The sequence below is a fragment of the Pseudomonas sp. DCB_BI genome (assembly GCF_026240995.1).
Taxonomy (GTDB): Bacteria; Pseudomonadota; Gammaproteobacteria; order Pseudomonadales; family Pseudomonadaceae; genus Aquipseudomonas.
The window spans coordinates 43,541-63,682 of sequence record NZ_JAPFCG010000028.1; the positions used below are offsets into that span (position 1 = coordinate 43,541).

Consider the following 20,142-nt stretch of genomic DNA (forward strand, 5'->3'; position numbering starts at 1 on the left):
ATCGGGGCGCAAAGCGCCCCCTGTCAATTACTGCGCCGGGGCATCATCGACCACCTTGAAGCGCAGCACGCCAATCACCTGCCCATCCTCGGTCAGTACCCGCACCTGCCACTTGCCCACCGGGTTTGGCGGGAAGTTCTGCTTGTGGGTCCAGGCGCGGTAGCCCTCTTTGCGCCCACCGTGGATGTCCAGGGCAATGCGGTCGACCTCCTGGCCGTCCTTCTGCCAGACATGGTAGATCCGCTCGTTCAGGCCGCGTGGCGCGTTGATCGCGGTGTAGGCGTACAAGCCGCTGCTGCGGATGCGACTGGCAGCAATTTCGTCCAGCGAATCGCCCGGCTGGCGGTTGAGCACCTCGGTACTGACCGCCACCTCGGTCATCCACAGGGTTGCCGGCGGCACCCAGGAGCGCAGCAGCCAGCCACCGGCCCCGACCGACAGGGTAACCAGCACCAGCGCCACGCCCCGGCGCCAGGTATTGATCGGGAAGCTGCTGGCCAGGCTGGGGAACGACAGGGCCATGGCCGCGATCAGCGCCAGCTTGAAGCTTTGCGCGGTGGTCAGGTGGAGGATGATCGGCAGCGCGGTCAGCAGTGCTGCGAACAGGGTCAGGGTGTGCAGCGCCAGGAACAGCCAGCGCCGTGGGGCCAGCCATTTGTAGTAAAGCGGGTCGGTGATGGAAATCAGGCCGGCGGCACCGAGCAGGCCGGTAAACACCAGCTGTCCGCTGTTCCAGGTGGTGGTGATGAAGAAGAACGGCAGCACGAAGAACAGCGTTTCCTGGTGAATCATCTGCGTTGCGTAGCGCAGCAGCGGTTGCGGGATTTCGCGGTTGAAGGTACGTGCGAAGAGGCCGGTGAGGGTGTTCTCCAACATCAGCCAGACCCAACTGACCAGCATCAGCACGGCTACCCAACTGGCCAGGCCGGCCTGGCGGTCGACCAGGATGAAACTGCCGATACCGGAGAGGAAACCGCCGAGCGCGATGATGCCGGGGTAGCGTTTGAGCAGTTCGATGATGCGCTGGACGATATGGGGAATTTGGGGCATTGGGGGCTACAACAGAAAGGATGAGATGGCGGTACTGGCCTCTACGCAGGCATGCCTTCTGCCACAGGGCTCAGCGATGATGCGGCCTTTATGGGCGTGGACGTGCCTGCGAAAAGGCCGGTACTGGCAAAAGGATACCGCCGATTCACCGCTGCCGTGTAGCACCACTTGGCCGCTGCGGGCCATGCCGCCGCCAACGCAGCATCCCCGCCGCCAGAATCAGCCCCGCCAGCAAGGCCACCAGCCCGTACAGTTCGTCATAGCCGAGCAATGGCTTCTCGATCCGTACATACCCCTCCTCCTTGAGCAGTTCCTTCAACGCCTGATTGGCCTGCTCCAGGCTGACCTGGCGCAGCTTGCGTACCGGGTTGGTAAAGCGCCCATCGGTGTAGTCGTTCAGCGCGCCCCAGTAATAGTCGGCCAAGGCGCTGTTGCCCTGGGTACTCCAGCTTTCCTTGGCAACGCTGGCATCCTTGATGCGAGCGAATGTATCCGGATCGAGGCCTTCCTTGCGCAGGTGATCGAACAACGCCTGCATTGCCGAGACGGCCTTGTCTATGTCATCGCGCTCCAGGTCGGCATTGAGGCTGAGCAGGCCGGTATCGCCAAAGCTTTCACGTTGCACCGAGGGTCCGTAGGACAAGCCATTGCGCAGGCGCAGCTGGTCGTACAGTGCCCAGTCCAGGTAGCGTGACAGCAGGTCGAGGGTGGCTTGGTGGTCATTGTCCAGCACCGGTTCGATGAACAGCCAGTGCAGTTTGACGCTGTCACCCAGCCAGCCGCGGGTCAGGTCACGGCGCTGCTCGGCCTGCTGGGTGATGCTCTCCAGGCTGCGTCGCTCTTCAGGTTCGGTGGCAGGCAGCTCACCAAAGGTGCGCTCCAGATAGGCCGGCAGCAGGCGGTCGAGACCACCGACCATGATCAGGGTCATGTTGTTGGCCGCATACCAGTGATCACGCAGTGCCTGCACTTGCTCCAGAGTCATGTCGTCGATGTTGGAGCGTTCCGGGCACTTAAGGCCCAGCTCGGTCGCCAGCTGGTCGCTGGCCGGGTGCCCGATGTCCTGGCGGTCCAGCCAGCGCTGCAGGTGGCCATAGTGGCCGCCATCTTCGCGTTCGATGATGCGCTTGGCGGTGGCCAGCGCCTTGGCGTCGATGCGGGTGTCACGGACAATCGCCAGCAAAAGGTCGAGCACTTTGCGCTGGTTGCGCGCCGGGGCCTCGATGACAAAGGTGGTGTCGGCGCTGCTGGTATAGGCGTTCCATTCGCCGCCAAGCGCTTGCAGGCGTTCTTCCAGGCCACCCTCGCCAGTTTCGTCGATGCCGCTGAACAGCAGGTGCTCGAGCAAGTGTGGCAGCTCTTTCTGTTCGCAATCGAAGTCGTCCAGGCCGACCCCAACCACGAGGCGAATCGCCACATGGTCACGTTCATAGCCGTCTTTCAGGATCACCTGCAGCCCGTTGGGCAATAGGTAACCCTCAACCCGCGAGCGGTCGAGGGCCAATGAGGACAGGCTGCAGATCAGCAGGCAAACGAACATCAGGCAACGCATTGGCGAGCAAGGGTCCTTAGCTAGGCAAAATCACGGCTGGCGGGCTTCATCCGGCACGCTGTCGAGCATCAGCCCGCCGGTGTCCGAGCCGCCCAGTACCACATAGGCACTGCTACAGAACAAAGAGTTCAACCGTTTCATGTCGGCGATGAGCTCCAAGTGTAGCGAACTGGTTTCGATACTTTGCACTACCTTACGCTGCAGGCGGCTGACGTGGGCGTGCGCCAGGCGCCGTTCCTGGGCGCGAAAGCGACGCTTTTCCCGCAGCAGCAGGCGGGCGCTTTCCGGGTCGGCGCTGAGGAATACCGACAGCCCCAGGCGCAGGTTGGCCAGCAATTGTTCCTGCAGGCCGGTCAGTTCTTCCAGGCCGACCTGGGAAAACTCCCGGCGCTGGCTGGTTTTCTGCTGCTGGACCTTGCGCAGCATGCGTTCGATCAGGTCGCAGGCCAGCTTGAGGTTGATTGCCAGCTCGATGATTTCGGCCCAGCGGCGGTTGTCCTGTTCACCGAGGTCTTCACGGGACATCTGCGCCAAGTAGAGTTTGATCGCGCTGTACAAGGCATCGGCGTCTTCGCCCAAGGCGCGAACCTGCTGTGGCAGGGCGGTCTGGGTACCCCGCAGGGCTCCGAGCATGGCTTCGAGCAGGCTGTCGACGATATCGCCCAGGCGCAGGGTTTCGCGGGCGGCATTGGCGAGGGCCAGGCTGGGGGTCTGCAGGGCCGAGGCATCGAGGTGGCGCGCCCGGACTTGGCCGTTGCCGGCTTCCCGCTCGGGCAACAGGCTGTTGCACAGCCGTCCCATGGGTTTGACCGTGGGTAGCATCAGCAAACAGCGCAGGGTGTTGTAGAGCAGGTGGAAGCCGATAACCAGCTCCTGCGGGCTGAAGCTCAGCGAGTCCATCCACTCCACCAGCGGGTGCAGTACCGGAATGATCAGCACCAGGCCGATCAACTTGTACAGCAGGCTGCCCAAGGCCACCCGGCGCCCGGCGGCGTTCTGCATGCTGGTGCTGATGAACGCCAGTAGGCCGCTGCCGATGTTGGCCCCGACCACCAGGCCGATCGCCACCGGCAGGCTGATCAGTTCGGCACCGGCCAGGGTTGCGGTAAGCAGCACGGCGGCCAGGCTGGAATAGGAAATCATGGCGAACATCGCCCCGACCAGTGCGTCGAGCATGATGTCGCCGGTCAGCGAGGCGAACAGCACTTTCACGCCCTGGGCGTGAGTGATCGGCGCAGCTGACTGCACGATCAGCTCCAGTGCGAGAATGATCAGCCCCAGGCCTATCCCTACCCGGCCCAGTTGGCCGGCCCTCGTCTGCTTGCGAGAGAGAAAGAAGATCACACCGAGGAAAATCAACAGCGGCGACAGCCACGACAAGTCGAAGGTCAGTACCCTGGCCATGAGCGCTGTACCCACGTCGGCACCGAGCATGATTGCCAGCGCCGGGGTCATGGCCATCAGGCCCTGGCCAACGAATGACGTGACCAACATGGCAGTAGCGTTGCTGCTCTGAACCATGGCGGTGACCAGAATACCCGCGATGAATGCCAGCGGGCGCTTGTTCATGTTCTGGCTGATGATGCGGCGCAGGTCGGAACCGAATACCCGAAGGATGCCGGTACGCACGATATGGGTGCCCCAGACCAGAAGCGTCACGGCCGAGAGCAGGTTGAGCAGGGTCAGCATGGCGAAGGCCCCCTGTTGTACAGGCCCAGCGGGCCAAGGGAAGAAGCGTGAGCGTTTGAATAATTTTCAGTGCTCACTCAAAGCTTTAGTTGTTTTGCGCAGCTGTCGCCAGCTTCGCATGGTGGTCATTTATTTGAAACACATGGGAGATGAATGTTGCCTGTGCGTTCCACCTCGCGGGCAAGTCGGCTCCAACAGCGGCCGAGCACTGGCGTGCAGGCATGAAAAAGGGCCCCGAAGGGCCCTTTCCTGTCCTGCACTTCCTGATCCTATTGACCCGGAATGTCCTTGCGCAGTTTCACAGGCTCATGCTCTTTGCCTTCCTTGCGGGCAAGGGCAGTACGCATGCGGATGTTGATAGCTTCTACCGCCAGCGAGAAAGCCATGGCGAAATACACGTAGCCCTTCGGCACATGCACCTCGAACGCTTCGGCGATCAGCACGGTACCGACCACGATCAGGAACGACAGTGCAAGCATCTTCAGCGACGGGTGCTTGTCGATGAAGTTACTGATGGCGCCCGCGCACAGCATCATCACCAGCACGGCAACGACGATGGCGGCGATCATCACCGGCACGTGGGAAACCATGCCCACCGCAGTGATCACCGAGTCCAGCGAGAACACGATATCGATAATCGCGATCTGGATGATGGTGTAGAAGAACTTGCCACCTGCGCCTTTCGGCTCGTCGGAGCTTTCGTCTTCGCCTTCCAGGCCGTGGTAGATCTCCTGCGAGCTTTTCCACAGCAAGAACAGGCCACCAAAGAACAAGATCAGGTCCCGCCCGGATATGCCCTGGCCGAATACCACGAACAGGTCGGCGGTAAGGCGCATGACCCAGGTGATCGAAAGCAGCAGCATGATGCGGGTGACCATCGCCAGGGCCAGGCCGAAGATCCGGGTGCGCGGCTGCATGTGCTTGGGCATGCGGCTGACCAGGATCGAGATCATGATGATGTTGTCGATCCCAAGGACGATCTCAAGCGCGGTAAGGGTAAAAAAGGCAACCCAGATTTCCGGGCTGGTCAGCCATTCCATGTTTTTTCCTTTGAACGGTAAAGGCGACGGGCCCAAACCAAGGGCGCGTCGCGGTAGGGTAATTCGTACTTATTGAAGACTACTGAACAACGGGAAAATCCCCATCAGCAGCGCGGCGAACATTATGCACAGGCAGACCAGCACTGCCCACTTCAGGGTGAAGCGTTGATGATCGCCGAATTCGATACCCGCCAGGGCCACCAGCAGGTAAGTGGATGGCACCAGCGGGCTCAGCAGGTGTACCGGCTGGCCAACGATCGAGGCTCGGGCCATTTCGACCGGGCTGATACCGTAGTGGCTGGCGGCTTCGGCCAGCACCGGCAGCACGCCGTAGTAGAACGCGTCGTTGGACATGAAGAATGTGAACGGCATGCTCACGATCGCGGTGATGACTGCCAGGTACGGGCCCAGTGCCTCGGGGATCACCGCCAGCAGGCTCTTGGACATGGCATCGACCATGCCGGTACCCGACAGGATGCCGGTGAAGATGCCGGCGGCAAAGATCAGCCCGGTCACGGCCAGCACGCTGCCGGCGTGGGCGGCGATGCGATCCTTCTGTTGCTGCAGGCACGGATAGTTGACGATCATGGCGATGCTGAAGGCGATCATGAACAACACCGGCAGCGGCAATACGCCGGCGATGAGGGCAACCATCAGGGCGGCGGTGAGCGCGCCGTTGAAGTACAGCAGCTTGGGCCGGCGCGCTTCCGGGTACTGCGACACGCTGACTTCGCTATGGTCGATGTCGTCGGTAGGCAGGTGCAGCTCGCCAAGGCGGACACGCTCGCGCTTGCCGTACATATAGGCGATGGCCAGGATCGCCAGCACGCCGAACAGCATGGCCGGGATCATCGGCACGAAGATGTCCGACGGGTCGACATGCAGGGCGCTGGCGGCACGGGCGGTCGGGCCACCCCATGGGGTCATGTTCATCACCCCACCGGCGAGGATGATCAGGCCGGCCATGATCCGCGGGCTCATGCCCAGGCGGCTGTACATCGGCAGCATGGCGGCGCAGCAGATCATGTAGGTGGTGGCGCCGTCACCGTCGAGCGAGACCACCAAGGCCAGCACGGCGGTACCGACCGAGACTTTGAGCGGGTCACCCTTGACCAGCTTGAGGATCTTGCGCACGGCCGGGTCGAACAGGCCGGAGTCGATCATCAGGGCAAAGTACAGGATGGCGAACATCAGCATCACGCCGGTTGGCGCAAGCTTGCTGATGCCTTCGAGCATCATCGGGCCGATCTTGGCGGAAAAACCACCGAACAGGGCGAACAGGATCGGTACCAGGATCAACGCGATCAAGGCCGACAGGCGCTTGGTCATGATCAGGTACATGAAGGTGATGACCATGGCAAAGCCGAGGAAGGTCAGCATGGCAATACTCCAGGCGTGGCGCTACGAAAGGAACGTCGATTCGGGCGGATCAGCGCGTATGGCGCTGCGCGGGGAGCATGCGGAGGGGTACTGCAGGAAGGCGGGCACAGGAATACATCAGAATCACCATTGTTGTTGTTGATTGGGCCGGGCGCGGTTTTTACCGGGTGCCCTGGCTGACCGGTCTTGTGCCGGTGGTGGGCCTATCCTATGAGGGCAAGCTTTCAGCCAGCTTTCGCCAATGCAAAGGCGACGAGAGGTAGGTGATGCAGGATGTAACCGAGGGTGGCTGCCATTGTGGCGCCTTGCGTTATCGGCTGGAGGGTGACCTGACGGACATCGCCCACTGCCATTGCTCGATTTGCCGGCGGGTTAGCGGCGGGCTGGTGGTGACATGGCTCACCCTGCCCCGCTCTGGCTTCCAGTGGCTGGCGGGTGAGCCCAGCTGCTACCTGGCGCCGGCCAGTTGCAGCCGCTTCTTCTGTGGGCAGTGTGGGGCGCATGTGGCGCTGGTGACCACCCACAGCCCGCAGACGATCGATGTAACGGTGGCCACGCTTGACCACCCGGAGCGGGTGCGGGCCAACCGGCATATCTGGGTGGCTAGCCGGTTGCCTTGGTTGCAACTGGACGAGGGCTTGCCTTCGGACGCTGGAGAGGCGTCGTAGGAGCGGCCTTGCGGCGCGACAGGTTCGATGCACCAGTCATCATAATTGCAGGCCGCCCGCAGCCTTGTGCAGCGCTCGCAGATGCTCGCCGATCTGTTTCACGTTAGCCTCGACCGCAGCAATTGCTTTGGCCCGCGAAGGCTCCAGCAGCGCCCTCACCTCTTTGTCCAGGCTGGTACTCAAGCGCAACAGCTGTGCCTGCCGCTCGGTGCTCTCCTGCTCCAGGTGCTTGCGCTCCTCCAGCTGTGGCAGGCCATAGCCCTTGGCATCCAGCAACTCTGCCGGCCGGCTGAGAAAACCGCTGTTGGCGAGCATCTGCTTGAGCGTCGAATCGGCCTTGTTGATGCTGCCGTCCTTCAGCGCGGCGGCGTTCAGGTAGCGTTGCTTGACCTCGTCCTGGGCCAGCAGCAGTTGCCGTCGCAAGCTGGCCTGTTCGAGCAGCAACAAGGCAGCGCTGGTGCGCAGGTCGGCCTTGGCGAACCAGGGCCGGCGTTGTTCGGCATCCAGGGCCAGCCAGTCCTCCACTTGTGCCTGTTCGATCGGCAATTGCTTGCGCAGCACCTCGAACATGGCCTGGTAGCGCTCGCGGTAGGAGTCAAAACGGTAACCCAGGCGCAGCGCCTCGCGCGGGTTATCGAGCACGCTGGTATCGGCCAGCCCCCTCCCCTTGAGCACGGCCAGCAAGCCGTTCGGCATGATGCTGTCGAGGTCGTTCAGCTGTGGGTTGGCGGTGCCGCTGCGCAGCAGCTTCAGCGATTCCACCGCACAGTTGTTGGACAGGAACCAGTAGTTGCCGTCATAGCTCCAGTGCATCTCCGCAGCCTGGCGCACCAGGTTCTCGATTTCTTCGCGGTTGAGCTTCAACGGGACCGACGCCAGGCTGCGCAGTTCGGTCTTGGTGTATTCGTCGATCACCTGACCCAGCGGCAGTACGAACAACCGCGATGGGTAAACGCCGACCAGGCCATCCCAGCTGGACAGTTGTACGTCGTTCACGAAGGCGCGGTACGACAGCACCAGGCTCTGGTCGAGGTCCAGGCGGCAATCCGGCCCGCGAGGGCGGCCCGGCTTGCAGATGACCAGGCGGAGCATGCTGTGGCCCCAGCGGCTGACCAGGTTCTGGTTGGCCTCGGCCAGCAGGTAATCCACTTCATAGACCCGTTCGGGGTCTATCTCGCCCAGCGGTTGGCGCGCGAAGTCGCTGCCGGCGTTGATGAACGGCAGGCCCTTGGCACAGGTGTCCTGTTGCGGTACCCAGCCGAAGTGTTCGCGCAGGTATTGGTTCAGTGCCGGGCGGCGGCAGCCATAGCTCGGGTCGAGGAGGAAATACTCCATATTGACCGCGATGTATTCCTTGGGGCTGCTCAACTCGTAGCTGTCGGGGCTGCGCACGAACTGGCCGTTGTGCTGCTCACGCTCGCCGCGCCGGCCGACGTACTGCTGCCAGCCAGCCAGGTCGAGCAGGCGCGGGTCGTCGCTGAGGGTGAAGCGGCGCTCTGCCTGGCCACGGCATTCCTCTGGCAGACCGACCTTGCCCAGCGTGCCTTGCTGGCGTTTGCAGCGGGCGATCAGCGACTTTTCGGCGCTCGGCCACAGGCGGGCACGGTCATAGATATGGGTGAGCTCGTGCAACACGGTGGCCAGCAACTCCTCGCGCACTGTGCCATGCGGGCGGCTGGTGCGCTCTTGGGCGGCGCTGCCGTCGGTGAGGCTGGGGAGCAGGCGGCGGTTGAGCTCAAGGGTGGACACCAGCGAGGCCTGGCCATAGGCGTCGGCCGGCATGTTGTCACTCCAGCTGACCCGCACGCGGCGGTCCAGCTGTTGTTTGAAGCGTGGGGGTAGCTTGCCCATGGCCTCGTCGAGCAAGGCCTGGGTAGCTTGGGTTTGTTGCGGGTCGAGGCCGGACGCCTGCAGCTCAAGCTGCAGGTCGGCCAAGGCGGGCGTGCCGAGCAACGTCAGGGCGCAGCCGAGCAGCCAGGCGCGTATGCGCTTCACAGTGCGAGGATGGCTTCGGCCAGTACCTGGTCGCTTGCGCCGCGCGCTTGCGGTACGCGCTCGCGCAGAGTGTTGAAAGCGGCCTCGAGTTGCGCGCCCCGGATATCCCCGTTGCTGGCGACGAAACTGGCGGCGTCGTCATGGGCCTCACGTACCACTTTGGAGTCGCGGATCGAAGTAGTGGTGTCCGAGGTGAAGTCGATCGAGCGGCCAAAGGCACGCACGATGATGTTGCTGGTGGCCACCAGAGTCTGTGCCTGGGCCAGGTCAGCCAGCAGCAGCATGCCGAGGGTAGCGGCAATCAGCGGTTTACGCATGGAGCATCTCCGAAAAATACAGGGAGTCAGGGGTAGTTATTGGACGAGAATTGCCTGTGCCAGTTCCAGGTCGCCGACGGCATGCCGTGTGCAATTGTGGCGTAATGATTCCAGAGCGGCTTCAAGGCGCGCTCCACGAATCAGGCCCTCGCTGGCAACGAACGCCGCAGCATCGTCACGTGCCTGGCGGACCAGCTTGCGGTCGAACGGGGCGGAGGTGACCTGGCTGGTAACGTAGCCGGTAATCACCAGACCTTGCGTGGTGGTGTCCATGGCATGGGCGCTAGCCACGCAGGCGAGGGAAAGCAGCAGAGACAACAGATAACGCATGGGCTCTATAAACGGCTGGAGACAGTAGCGGCAGTGCCGGGTACGGCTGTGCTGGTGCAGACCAGCACAGCTGCTTTATTCAGGCCGGGTCAGAGTGCCAGGATGGCCTGGGCCAGTTGTGCGTCGCTGGCCTGCAGGGCTGGCATCTGCGAGCGGATGTGCAGGAATGCGCTTTCCAGCTTGGCGCCGCGGATGTCGCCCTGGCTGCCAACGAAGCTGGCGGCGTCGTCACGGGCAGCCTGGACGATCTTGTCGTCACGGAAGGAGGAGGAAACATCGGAAGTGGCATCGGTGGACGCGGCTACTGCGCCTACGACAGCGTCAGTGGTGACAACGAAGCTGGTGGCGTTTGCGGTGCCAGCCAGGCTCAGCATCAGGGCGGCGCCAATCAGGTATTTACGGGACATGATGGTGGACTCCTGGACTATGGGCGGGTGGTTCTGTCTATCGGACGCTTGCACAGCGCATCGCGGTACTTTTGACAGTGGTTTATACCAAGCTGTTAAGCCAAGCGTATCACGCGCCAGTGTTTGCGGTAGTTAATGAACAGCGCACCAACAAACTGTACCGCTATGTTTTTGATTTTACCAAAACTGTGCACGTTGCTGGCCCAGAAGCTCTGGCATGCGGCCTGGAAACAAAAAACCCGTTGCAGTTTCCTGCAACGGGTTTTTGGAATTCGCGGTGCCGGCCGCAGCCGGCAAGCCGGTGCTTAGCGCCAGAAAGGCTTGCTCAGCTCTTCGTAACGCTGCGACTCGCTGATACCGGCGTCGGCCAGCAGGCGGGCGTCCAGGCGAGCCAGTTGACGGCGGCTGGCCATACGGCGCTGCCACAGCAGCAGGGTCGACAGAGCGCGCAGCGGCAGCGAGGCGTTGGATTGCTGGGCGTTGCTTTCAAAAACCAGACCGGAACTGAGGGTACGTTCCATGATGCTTCATCCTTCCGCTTATGGCGGGATTAGGTAGTGATTTAACTGATGCCAATGATCCTCCCCTCTTGTCCATAACAGTAGATACAGTTCTGTTGAAAGACGATGGCTCAGTTAACTGTGTAATCCTACTGTTGCACTCGAAATAGGCGCAACTGTACTGGTGCGCACTTGTTTGGTGCGTATTTGCTCAGAAAGCGAATTTTTGAGGGAAGGAAGCGAGAGATGACCGGTACAGTAGAACAGATTATTCAGCGTGTTGTTCGCAACGTATCTTGATAGAAGGATTTGGTGTTGACGCCTTTCCGCGGGCCAGCCCGCGAAAAGGCCGGAACGCCGGGAGCAGCGCCGGCGTTCCGCACCACAGCTGTATCAGCTTGCCAGCATGCGCCCGGTTTCTTCCAGGTTTTCGTGCCAGCTCAAGGCTTCGCGCAGGATGTGTGGGGTATGGCCGCCACGCTGGCAGGCGCGATCGAAGTAATCGTTCAGCGCAGCGCGATAGTCTGGGTGCACACAGTTGTCGATGATTGCCCTTGCGCGCTCGCGAGGCGCCAGGCCACGCAGGTCAGCCAGGCCTTGCTCGGTGACCAGGATGTCCACGTCGTGCTCGGTGTGGTCGACATGGCTGACCATCGGCACCACGCTGGAAATCGCACCGCCCTTGGCAATCGATTTGGTGACGAACACCGCCAAGTGGGCATTGCGGGCGAAGTCACCCGAACCACCGATGCCGTTCATCATTCGGGTGCCGCACACGTGAGTGGAGTTGACGTTGCCGTAGATATCGAACTCCAGTGCAGTGTTGATACCGATAATGCCTAAGCGACGCACGACTTCCGGGTGGTTGGAAATTTCTTGCGGGCGCAATACCAGCTTGTCCTTGTAACGCTCCAGGTTGCCAAAGACATCGGCGTTGCGGCGCGTCGACAGGGTGATCGAACTGCCCGATGCGAAGCTCAGCTTGCCGGCGTCGATCAGGTCGAAGGTGGAGTCCTGCAGCACCTCGGAGTACATGGTCAGGTCTTCGAAGGGGGACTCGATCAAACCGCACATTACTGCGTTGGCGATGCTGCCGATACCGGCCTGCAGCGGGCCGAGCTTGTTGGTCATGCGGCCGGCGGCCACTTCTTTCTTGAGGAAGTTGATCAGGTGGTCGGCGATGCCCTGGGTTTCGTCATCCGGCGGCAGTACGGTGGACGGTGAGTCCGGCTGGTCGCTGATGACGATACCGACAATCTTGGCCGGGTCGATCGGGATGGCGGTGCTGCCGATGCGGTCGTCGACCTTGACCAGCGGGATAGGCGTGCGGGTCGGGCGGTAGGTCGGGATATAGATGTCGTGCAGCCCCTCGAGGTTGGTATTGTGCGAGAGGTTGATCTCGACAATCACTTGCTTGGCGAAGATCGCGAAGCTGGCCGAGTTGCCCACCGAAGTGGTTGGCACGATGTGGCCCTGCTCGGTGATGGCCACCGCTTCGATGACCGCGATGTCAGGCAGCTTCAGCTGCTGGTTGCGCAGCTGCTCGACGGTTTCCGACAGGTGCTGGTCGATGAACATCACTTGGCCGTCGTTGATGGCCTTGCGCAGGGTGCTGTCGACCTGGAACGGCATGCGGCGGGCCAATACACCGGCCTCGGTCAGCTGCTTGTCGAGGTCGTTACCCAGGCTGGCGCCGGTCATCAGGCTGATTTTCAGTGGCGACTGCTTGGCACGTTCGGCCAGTGCATGCGGTACGGCCTTGGCTTCGCCGGCGCGAGTGAAACCGCTCATGCCGACGGTCATGCCGTCCTCGATCAGACCAGCGGCATCAGCCGCACTCATTACCTTGCTGTGCAGGGAGGACAAGCGGATACGATCACGGTACATGGATTGTTATCTCGGGCTACTGAAACTACTGCCGCGCAGTCTAGAGATTTCGCCCATTGCCGTCCCGCGACCATGGTCGTATGAGAAGCCTCGAAATAGAGCCGTTGATCCGGATCAATAAAAGAAAAGCCCCGGCAGATTCTGACCGGGGCTTCCTTTATATCAGCTGGTTTGCAGAGAGGTTTTACTCCACTGCCTTGACCATGTCCTCAATGACCTTCTTGGCGTCACCGAACACCATCATGGTTTTGTCCAGGTAGAACAACTCGTTGTCCAGGCCTGCATAGCCGCTGGCCATCGAGCGTTTGTTGACGATGATGGTCTTGGCCTTGAACGCTTCGAGGATTGGCATGCCGGCGATCGGCGACTTTGGATCGTTCTTCGCCGCCGGGTTGACCACGTCGTTGGCGCCCAACACCAGTACTACGTCAGCTTGGCCGAACTCGGCGTTGATGTCTTCCATCTCGAACACCTGGTCATACGGCACCTCGGCCTCGGCCAGCAGTACGTTCATGTGCCCAGGCATACGCCCCGCCACCGGGTGGATCGCGTATTTAACGGTCACACCGTTGTGGGTCAGCTTCTCGGTAAGCTCCTTCAGTGCGTGCTGGGCGCGAGCGACCGCCAGGCCGTAGCCAGGGACGATGATCACGCTGTCGGCGTTGCTCAGCAGGAAGGTGGCGTCGTCGGCCGACCCGGACTTCACCGGGCGCTGCTCTTGTGAACCTTGCGCCGCGCCGGCGTCGGTATCGCCGCCAAAGCCGCCGAGGATGACGTTGAAGAACGACCGGTTCATCGCCTTGCACATGATGTACGAGAGGATGGCACCGGACGAACCTACCAGGGAACCCGCAATGATCAGCATCGAGTTGTTCAGCGAGAAACCGATACCGGCCGCTGCCCAGCCCGAGTAGCTGTTGAGCATCGATACCACCACCGGCATGTCGGCGCCGCCGATCGGGATGATGATCAGCACGCCCATGATGAAGGCCAGGGCCAGCATCAGGGTGAATGCACTGTAGTGACCCGTGAAGGTGAACAGCAGGCCCAGGGCGATGGTGGTCAGGCCCAGGATCAGGTTCAACTTGTGCTGGCCAGCGAACTGTACCGGTGCACCCTGGAAAAGGCGGAACTTGTACTTGCCCGACAGCTTGCCAAAGGCGATTACCGAACCCGAGAAGGTAATGGCACCAATGGCTGCGCCGAGGAACAGCTCCAAGCGGTTACCGGTGGGGATCGGGTCACTGATGGAAGCGACGATGCCCATCGACTGCGGCTCGAGCACGGCTGCAATGGCGATGAATACCGCGGCCAGGCCGATCATGCTGTGCATGAAGGCGACCAGCTCGGGCATCTTGGTCATCTCGACGCGCTTGGCCATGATCGAACCGGCGGTGCCGCCGACCAGCAGGCCGACGATGACGTAGCCGATGCCGGCGGTGGCAAGCTCAGCCCCCAGCTTATAGATGAGGCCCACCGTGGTGAGGATGGCCAGGCCCATGCCGATCATGCCGAACAGGTTACCGCGCCGCGAGGTGGTCGGGTGCGACAGGCCCTTGAGCGCCTGGATGAAGCATACCGAGGCGACGAGGTAGAGGAGCGTTACCAGATTCATGCTCATGCTTACTTCTGCGCCTCGTTCTTGGTTTTCTTCTTGAACATTTCAAGCATCCGGCGTGTGACCAGGAAGCCACCAAACACGTTGACCGCCGCCAGTGCCACCGCCAGGGTGCCCATCAGCTTGCCGGCCGGGGTCACGGTCAGGGCTGCAGCGAGCATGGCGCCGACGATGACGATGGCCGAGATGGCGTTGGTGACTGCCATCAGCGGTGTGTGCAGCGCCGGGGTCACGTTCCACACCACGTGGTAGCCCACATAGATGGCCAGCACGAAGATGATCAGGTTGTAGATGCCATGGGAAATCAGCATGTCTTCCATTGTCGTGCTCCTTAGCCGTTCTTGCGGACGACCTGCCCATCGCGGCACATCAGGCAGGCCGCGACGATGTCGTCTTCGAGGTTGATGACCAGTGCGCCGTCCTTGTCGAACAGCAGCTTCATGAAGTCCAGCAGGTTGCGTGCATACAGGGCCGAGGCATCGGCGCCTACTTGGGCTGGCAAATTGGTCGGCCCAACGATGGTCACGCCATTTGCCTGCACCACCTGGTCCGCGACAGTCAGCGGGCAGTTGCCGCCTTGGGCTGCAGCCAGGTCGATGACCACCGAGCCTGGCTTCATCTGCGCCACGGTTTCGGCGCTAAGCAGGGTCGGTGCTTTGCGCCCGGGGATCAGCGCGGTGGTGATGACGATATCGGCCTGCTTGGCGCGCTCGTGGACGGCCTGGGCCTGGCGTTGCATCCAGCTGGCTGGCATGGGCCGGGCATAGCCGCCGACGCCCTCAGCGCATTCGCGCTCCTCGTCGGTTTCGTAGGGCACGTCGATGAACTTGGCGCCCAGCGACTCGATCTGCTCCTTCACTGCCGGACGTACGTCGGACGCTTCGATCACCGCACCCAGGCGCTTGGCCGTAGCGATGGCCTGCAGGCCGGCAACGCCTGCGCCCAGGATCAGCACGCGCGCAGCCTTAACGGTGCCGGCGGCGGTCATCAGCATGGGCATGAAGCGTGGGTAGTGATGCGCAGCCAGCAAGACCGCCTTGTAACCCGCGATGTTTGCCTGCGAAGACAGCACGTCCAGGCTCTGTGCCCGGGAGGTACGCGGCGCCGCTTCAAGGGCGAAGGCGGTAATGCCGCGTTCGGCCATCTTGCCGATCAGTTCGTTGTTGAACGGGTTGAGCATGCCCACCAGAAGGCTGCCGCTGTTGATCAGCGCCAGTTCCTGGTCGTTGGGAGCGACCACCTTGAGGACCAATTGGGCGCCGTAGGCATCGGCTGCGCTCCCCAAGGAAGCACCCACGGCCTCATAGGCACTGTCCGGAATGGCGGCGTTGAGACCTGCCCCACGTTGGACGGTGACCTGATGGCCTTGGCCAATCAGTTTCTTGATGGTTTCGGGGGTCGCAGCGACCCTTGTCTCACCGGTCTGCGTCTCGAGAGGAACACCAATGTGCACGACTATTTCTCCTGCGGTGACCTTTTGTCTTTGTAAAAGCCAGCGCACTGCGGATGGTGTGCTGGGGCGGCAGTGGAGCGCCATCCCGCCGGATCCCGGGCGGGCGAAGCATTTTGCAGACGAAGCCAGGGGCCTTCAACCGGTTCTGGAGCGAAACGAAGTCAAAACTACAAGTCACCCTGTGACCGCGTGTCGCAGCTACATGGCTGCAGCCCGTCAATCATGGGCTATTGGCAGATTAGGAGAAAAAATCAAAAAATTTCGGTCAATTCGCTTTCGACTTGCTGAATGTCGCTAAATAACCCGCAAAGCCGCGCAGTCATGAGGGTTAAAGGGTATTTTTGGGCTTACGTAACAGTTTACGTATATGCGACAGATACATATATCTGTAGGTGTTTAAAATTATTGACTACGGAGTCAGGTTATCGATCTTGATCACGCTTGCGCGCTGTACGCCTGGGCTTGGCTTAGCAGCCAGTCGCGGAAAGCGCGCAACGAGGCAGATTCCACCTTGCGCTCTGGGATCATCAGATAGTAGGCCTTGTCGCTACTCAGGGCGTATCTGTTAGCGACCACCAACCTACCCTCCTGCAACTCGCGCTGGATCAGGAACGGCGGTATCAGGGCTATGCCCATCTCGTGCATGGCTGCTTGGGCGAGCATCGAGAATAGTTCATAGCGGGGGCCTGTCATGTCGCACTCCACATTTATGCCTGTGCTGGCGAACCATTGTCGCCAGGCGTAGGGGCGCGTGCTTTGCTGCAGCAGGGGTAGCTGGGCGATGCGCTCTGCTTCGAGGGTGCCCTGCCCGGCTAGCAGCGCTGGGCTGCAGACGGGGACCGGGTTTTCCCCCATCAGGCGGTGCGACTGGGTGCCGGACCAGTCAGCGTCACCAAAATAGATGGCGGCATCGAAGGTGGTGTCGGCAAACAGGAATGGCCGAGTGCGGTTGGTGAGGTTGACCGTGACATCGGGGTGCCGCTGCTGGAAGTCCTTGAGCCGAGGAAGCAGCCATTGGGTACCAAATGTAGGCACCACTGCCAGTTCGATCACGTTGGCGCCCTGTTGGCGCATCACGGATAGCGTATCGCGCTCCACGGCGTCCAGTTGGGCGGCGACCTGGCGGCTGTAAGAGAGGCCGGCTTCGGTCAGCTTTACGCCGCGGCGCGAGCGACGGAACAGTTCCACATTGAGGAAGGCTTCCAGGCCACCGATCTGCCGACAAACGGCGCCCTGGGTCAGCGCAAGCTCCTGAGCAGCCTTCGTGAAGCTCTCGTGGCGCGCTGCCGCTTCGAAGCAAACCAGGGCAGTTGTACTGGGGATCTTGCGACGCATGTACATCTACCTCACTTGTAAGGCGTTCAGTATGGCGGTTTTTCGATCTACGAAGTGAGGAATTATCACTGATTGGTGCGCAATACTCGTTTGTCCCGGCGGCCGATCAGGCCTAGGCTCAAAGGCACGAGAAACTGCACCCTATTCCGAGGATTTCGCTCATGGCCGCTAAAGCAAGCTTTAACTGGATCGACCCGCTGCTGCTGGATCAGCAGCTCACTGAAGAAGAGCGCATGGTGCGTGACAGCGCTTATCAGTTCGCCCAGGACAAGCTGGCCCCGCGCGTGCTCGAAGCGTTTCGTCACGAGCAGACCGACCCGGCGATCTTCCGCGAGATGGGTGACGTCGGTCTGCTGGGGGCTACCATTCCCGAGCAGTACGGCGGCAGTGGCCTGAACTATGTGTGCTATGGCCTTATTGCCCGCGAAGTGGAGCGTATCGACTCGGGGTATCGATCGATGATGAGCGTGCAGTCGTCGCTGGTAATGGTGCCGATCAATGAATTTGGCACAGAGGCACAAAAGCAGAAGTACCTCCCCAAGCTGGCGAGTGGCGAGTGGATCGGTTGCTTCGGCCTGACCGAGCCCAACCATGGCTCCGACCCGGGTTCGATGATTACCCGTGCCAGGAAAGTCGACGGTGGCTATCGCTTGACCGGCAGCAAGATGTGGATCACCAATAGCCCGATCGCCGATGTCTTCGTTGTCTGGGCCAAGGATGATGCGGGTGACATTCGCGGCTTCGTCCTGGAGAAGGGTTGGCAAGGTCTGAGTGCCCCGGCGATTCACGGCAAGGTCGGCCTACGCGCTTCTATCACCGGCGAAATCGTGATGGACAACGTATTCGTGCCGGAAGAGAACATATTCCCGGATGTGCGTGGTCTGAAAGGCCCATTCACCTGCCTGAACTCGGCTCGTTACGGTATTTCCTGGGGGGCGCTAGGTGCCGCTGAAGCTTGCTGGCACACCGCCCGCCAGTACACCCTGGACCGTCAGCAGTTCGGCCGCCCGCTGGCCGCCAACCAGCTGATCCAGAAGAAGCTTGCCGACATGCAGACCGAAATCACCCTGGCGCTGCAGGGCTGCCTGCGCCTGGGGCGTATGAAGGACGAAGGTACGGCTGCGGTGGAGATCACGTCGATCATGAAGCGCAACTCCTGCGGCAAGGCGCTGGATATCGCCCGCATGGCGCGTGACATGCTGGGCGGCAACGGTATCTCCGACGAATTTGGCGTGGCCCGTCACTTGGTGAACCTGGAGGTGGTCAACACCTATGAGGGTACCCATGACGTGCATGCGCTAATCCTGGGGCGTGCACAGACCGGTATCCAGGCCTTCTATTGATAAGGAGCCAGCCCATGGGCGCGCTTTCACATCTGCGGGTGCTGGACCTTTCGCGCGTGTTGGCCGGCCCGTGGTCTGGCCAGATTCTCGCTGACCTCGGTGCTGACGTGATCAAGGTCGAGCGCCCGGGCAGCGGCGACGACACGCGTTCATGGGGGCCGCCCTTCCTCAAGGATGCCGAGGGTGAGAATACAAGTGAGGCGGCCTATTACCTGTCGGCCAACCGCAACAAGCGCTCGGTGACCATCGATTTCACCCAGCCCGAGGGGCAGCGCCTGGTGCGCGAGCTGGCGGCAAAGTGCGATATCGTCATCGAGAACTTCAAGGTGGGGGGGCTGGCGGCGTATGGACTGGACTACCCGAGCCTGAAAGCGGTCAATCCACGGCTTATCTATTGCTCCATCACAGGCTTTGGTCAGACCGGCCCCTATGCCAGGCGTGCTGGCTATGACTTCATGATTCAGGGGTTGGGTGGGCTGATGAGCCTGACCGGCCGCCCGGAGGGTGAAGAAGGTGCTGGGCCGGTGAAAGTGGGGGTGGCGCTTACTGACATTCTCACCGGGCTCTATTCGACGGTCGCCATGCTCGCCGCCCTTGCGCACCGGGATCAGACTGGCGTCGGCCAGCATGTCGACATGGCGTTGCTCGATGTGCAAGTGGCTTGCCTGGCGAACCAGGCAATGAACTATCTGACCACGGGGGCTGCGCCACGGCGGCTGGGCAATGCGCACCCTAATATCGTGCCCTACCAGGATTTCCCGACGGCGGATGGTGACTTCATTCTTACCGTGGGCAACGACAGCCAGTTCCGCAAGTTCGCCGAGGTGGCCGGGCAACCCCAATGGGCGGACGACCCGCGCTTTGCCACTAATAAGTTGCGCGTGGCCAATCGGGTCGAGTTGATTCCTTTGATTCGTCAGGCCACGGTGTTCAAGACCACGGCGGAGTGGGTGAGCCAGTTGGAGGCGGCCGGGGTGCCGTGCGGGCCTATCAATGACCTGGCGCAGATGTTCGAGGACCCTCAGGTAGTGGCGCGTGGTTTGGCAGTAATGATGCCGCATCCGTTGGCGGGTAGCGTCCCACAGGTGGCCAGCCCGATACGCTTGTCGGAGACGCCGGTGGAGTATCGTCGTGCGCCGCCGCTGCTGGGTGAGCATACGGAGCTTGTGCTGGAGGAAGTGCTAGGGTTGGATGCGAGCGAGGTGCAGCGCTTGCGCGGTAATGGTGTGCTGTAGAGGCTTCAGCGTCTATTGAAAGCGGGGAGGCCGTCAGGCCTCCCCGCTTTGCTTTTTCAGGGATCTGAAGGTTTGTTGAAATTAAAGGTTGACGGGCCTTCGAATCCCCTTATAATGCGCCCCACTTCCAGCGACAACGGAACGACAAACTCCTTGAGATTCAATGAGTTAGGCGATTCGGAAGGTGCTGTAAGGGCTACGATCTACTGATCGCCAGCGGTTGAGATGATGGTTGACAGCGCTTTCAAGTGCTGTATGATTCGCCTCCCGCTACGAGAGATCGCAGTGAGTCAAGTGTTTGAAGCTAAACGAGTTTCTCGCAAAAAACTTCAAAATAAACGCT

General features: G+C 61.3%; 18 protein-coding genes. 3 read left to right on the plus strand and 15 right to left on the minus strand.

The window, feature by feature from the left end:
• Window positions 1-27: 27 nt before the first annotated feature.
• The 5 genes from OO258_RS24660 to OO258_RS24680 form a co-directional block, all read right to left on the minus strand.
• A complete protein-coding gene (locus OO258_RS24660) occupies window positions 28-1,050 on the minus strand; it encodes a DUF5924 family protein (RefSeq protein ID WP_110743578.1) in 1,023 nt (340 codons plus the stop codon).
• Window positions 1,051-1,195: 145 nt separating this feature from the next.
• Window positions 1,196-2,602, minus strand: coding sequence for a M16 family metallopeptidase (locus tag OO258_RS24665; protein ID WP_266033794.1), 1,407 nt, complete (start codon window positions 2,600-2,602; stop codon window positions 1,196-1,198).
• Window positions 2,603-2,632: 30 nt separating this feature from the next.
• Window positions 2,633-4,291 carry a Na/Pi cotransporter family protein gene (locus OO258_RS24670; RefSeq protein ID WP_110743580.1) on the minus strand — a complete coding sequence of 553 codons (1,659 nt, stop codon included), beginning with the start codon at window positions 4,289-4,291 and terminating at the stop codon, window positions 2,633-2,635.
• A 269-nt stretch (window positions 4,292-4,560) separates the two neighbouring features.
• Window positions 4,561-5,331: a TerC family protein gene (locus OO258_RS24675; RefSeq protein WP_110743581.1), complete on the minus strand. Its 771-nt coding sequence runs from the start codon at window positions 5,329-5,331 to the stop codon at window positions 4,561-4,563.
• A 69-nt stretch (window positions 5,332-5,400) separates the two neighbouring features.
• Window positions 5,401-6,711 (minus strand): CitMHS family transporter, encoded by a 1,311-nt coding sequence (locus tag OO258_RS24680; RefSeq protein ID WP_266033797.1) that lies wholly within the window; start codon window positions 6,709-6,711, stop codon window positions 5,401-5,403.
• 266 nt (window positions 6,712-6,977) lie between these two features.
• On the opposite strand from OO258_RS24680, the gene OO258_RS24685 reads away from it, so the two are divergent.
• On the plus strand, window positions 6,978-7,379 hold the full coding sequence (locus OO258_RS24685; protein WP_266033799.1) for a GFA family protein: 402 nt from the start codon (window positions 6,978-6,980) through the stop codon (window positions 7,377-7,379).
• Between the two features lie 39 nt (window positions 7,380-7,418).
• On the opposite strand, the gene OO258_RS24690 is transcribed toward OO258_RS24685, so the two are convergent.
• The 10 genes from OO258_RS24690 to OO258_RS24735 form a co-directional block, all read right to left on the minus strand.
• Window positions 7,419-9,374, minus strand: coding sequence for a DUF4105 domain-containing protein (locus OO258_RS24690; protein WP_266033801.1), 1,956 nt, complete (start codon window positions 9,372-9,374; stop codon window positions 7,419-7,421).
• Window positions 9,371-9,691, minus strand: coding sequence for a DUF2388 domain-containing protein (locus OO258_RS24695; RefSeq protein ID WP_266033804.1), 321 nt, complete (start codon window positions 9,689-9,691; stop codon window positions 9,371-9,373). Before OO258_RS24695 ends, OO258_RS24690 begins: the two co-directional genes overlap by 4 nt.
• A gap of 36 nt (window positions 9,692-9,727) precedes the next feature.
• Window positions 9,728-10,021, minus strand: a complete 294-nt coding sequence (locus tag OO258_RS24700) for a DUF2388 domain-containing protein (RefSeq protein ID WP_266033806.1) — start codon at window positions 10,019-10,021, stop codon at window positions 9,728-9,730.
• An 89-nt stretch (window positions 10,022-10,110) separates the two neighbouring features.
• Window positions 10,111-10,428: a DUF2388 domain-containing protein gene (locus OO258_RS24705; RefSeq protein WP_201204206.1), complete on the minus strand. Its 318-nt coding sequence runs from the start codon at window positions 10,426-10,428 to the stop codon at window positions 10,111-10,113.
• A 305-nt stretch (window positions 10,429-10,733) separates the two neighbouring features.
• Window positions 10,734-10,949, minus strand: coding sequence for a DUF1127 domain-containing protein (locus OO258_RS24710; RefSeq protein ID WP_003256968.1), 216 nt, complete (start codon window positions 10,947-10,949; stop codon window positions 10,734-10,736).
• Window positions 10,950-11,321: 372 nt separating this feature from the next.
• A complete protein-coding gene (locus OO258_RS24715) occupies window positions 11,322-12,815 on the minus strand; it encodes an acetyl-CoA hydrolase/transferase family protein (protein WP_110743588.1) in 1,494 nt (497 codons plus the stop codon).
• 184 nt (window positions 12,816-12,999) lie between these two features.
• Window positions 13,000-14,436, minus strand: a complete 1,437-nt coding sequence (locus OO258_RS24720) for an NAD(P)(+) transhydrogenase (Re/Si-specific) subunit beta (RefSeq protein WP_266033819.1) — start codon at window positions 14,434-14,436, stop codon at window positions 13,000-13,002.
• Between the two features lie 2 nt (window positions 14,437-14,438).
• Entirely contained in the window at window positions 14,439-14,753 is a 315-nt protein-coding gene (locus OO258_RS24725) for an NAD(P) transhydrogenase subunit alpha (RefSeq protein WP_003256966.1), read from the minus strand.
• 11 nt (window positions 14,754-14,764) lie between these two features.
• The gene (locus OO258_RS24730) at window positions 14,765-15,886 is read right to left on the minus strand and encodes a Re/Si-specific NAD(P)(+) transhydrogenase subunit alpha (RefSeq protein WP_266033823.1); all 1,122 of its coding nucleotides are present in this window, start codon (window positions 15,884-15,886) and stop codon (window positions 14,765-14,767) included.
• 435 nt (window positions 15,887-16,321) lie between these two features.
• Window positions 16,322-17,221, minus strand: coding sequence for a LysR family transcriptional regulator (locus OO258_RS24735; protein ID WP_266033825.1), 900 nt, complete (start codon window positions 17,219-17,221; stop codon window positions 16,322-16,324).
• 161 nt (window positions 17,222-17,382) lie between these two features.
• On the opposite strand from OO258_RS24735, the gene OO258_RS24740 reads away from it, so the two are divergent.
• Together OO258_RS24740 and OO258_RS24745 are read left to right on the plus strand one after the other, a co-directional pair.
• Entirely contained in the window at window positions 17,383-18,564 is a 1,182-nt protein-coding gene (locus OO258_RS24740; protein ID WP_110743591.1) for an acyl-CoA dehydrogenase, read from the plus strand.
• 14 nt (window positions 18,565-18,578) lie between these two features.
• Window positions 18,579-19,799 (plus strand): CaiB/BaiF CoA transferase family protein, encoded by a 1,221-nt coding sequence (locus OO258_RS24745; protein WP_266033829.1) that lies wholly within the window; start codon window positions 18,579-18,581, stop codon window positions 19,797-19,799.
• Window positions 19,800-20,142 lie beyond the last annotated feature (343 nt).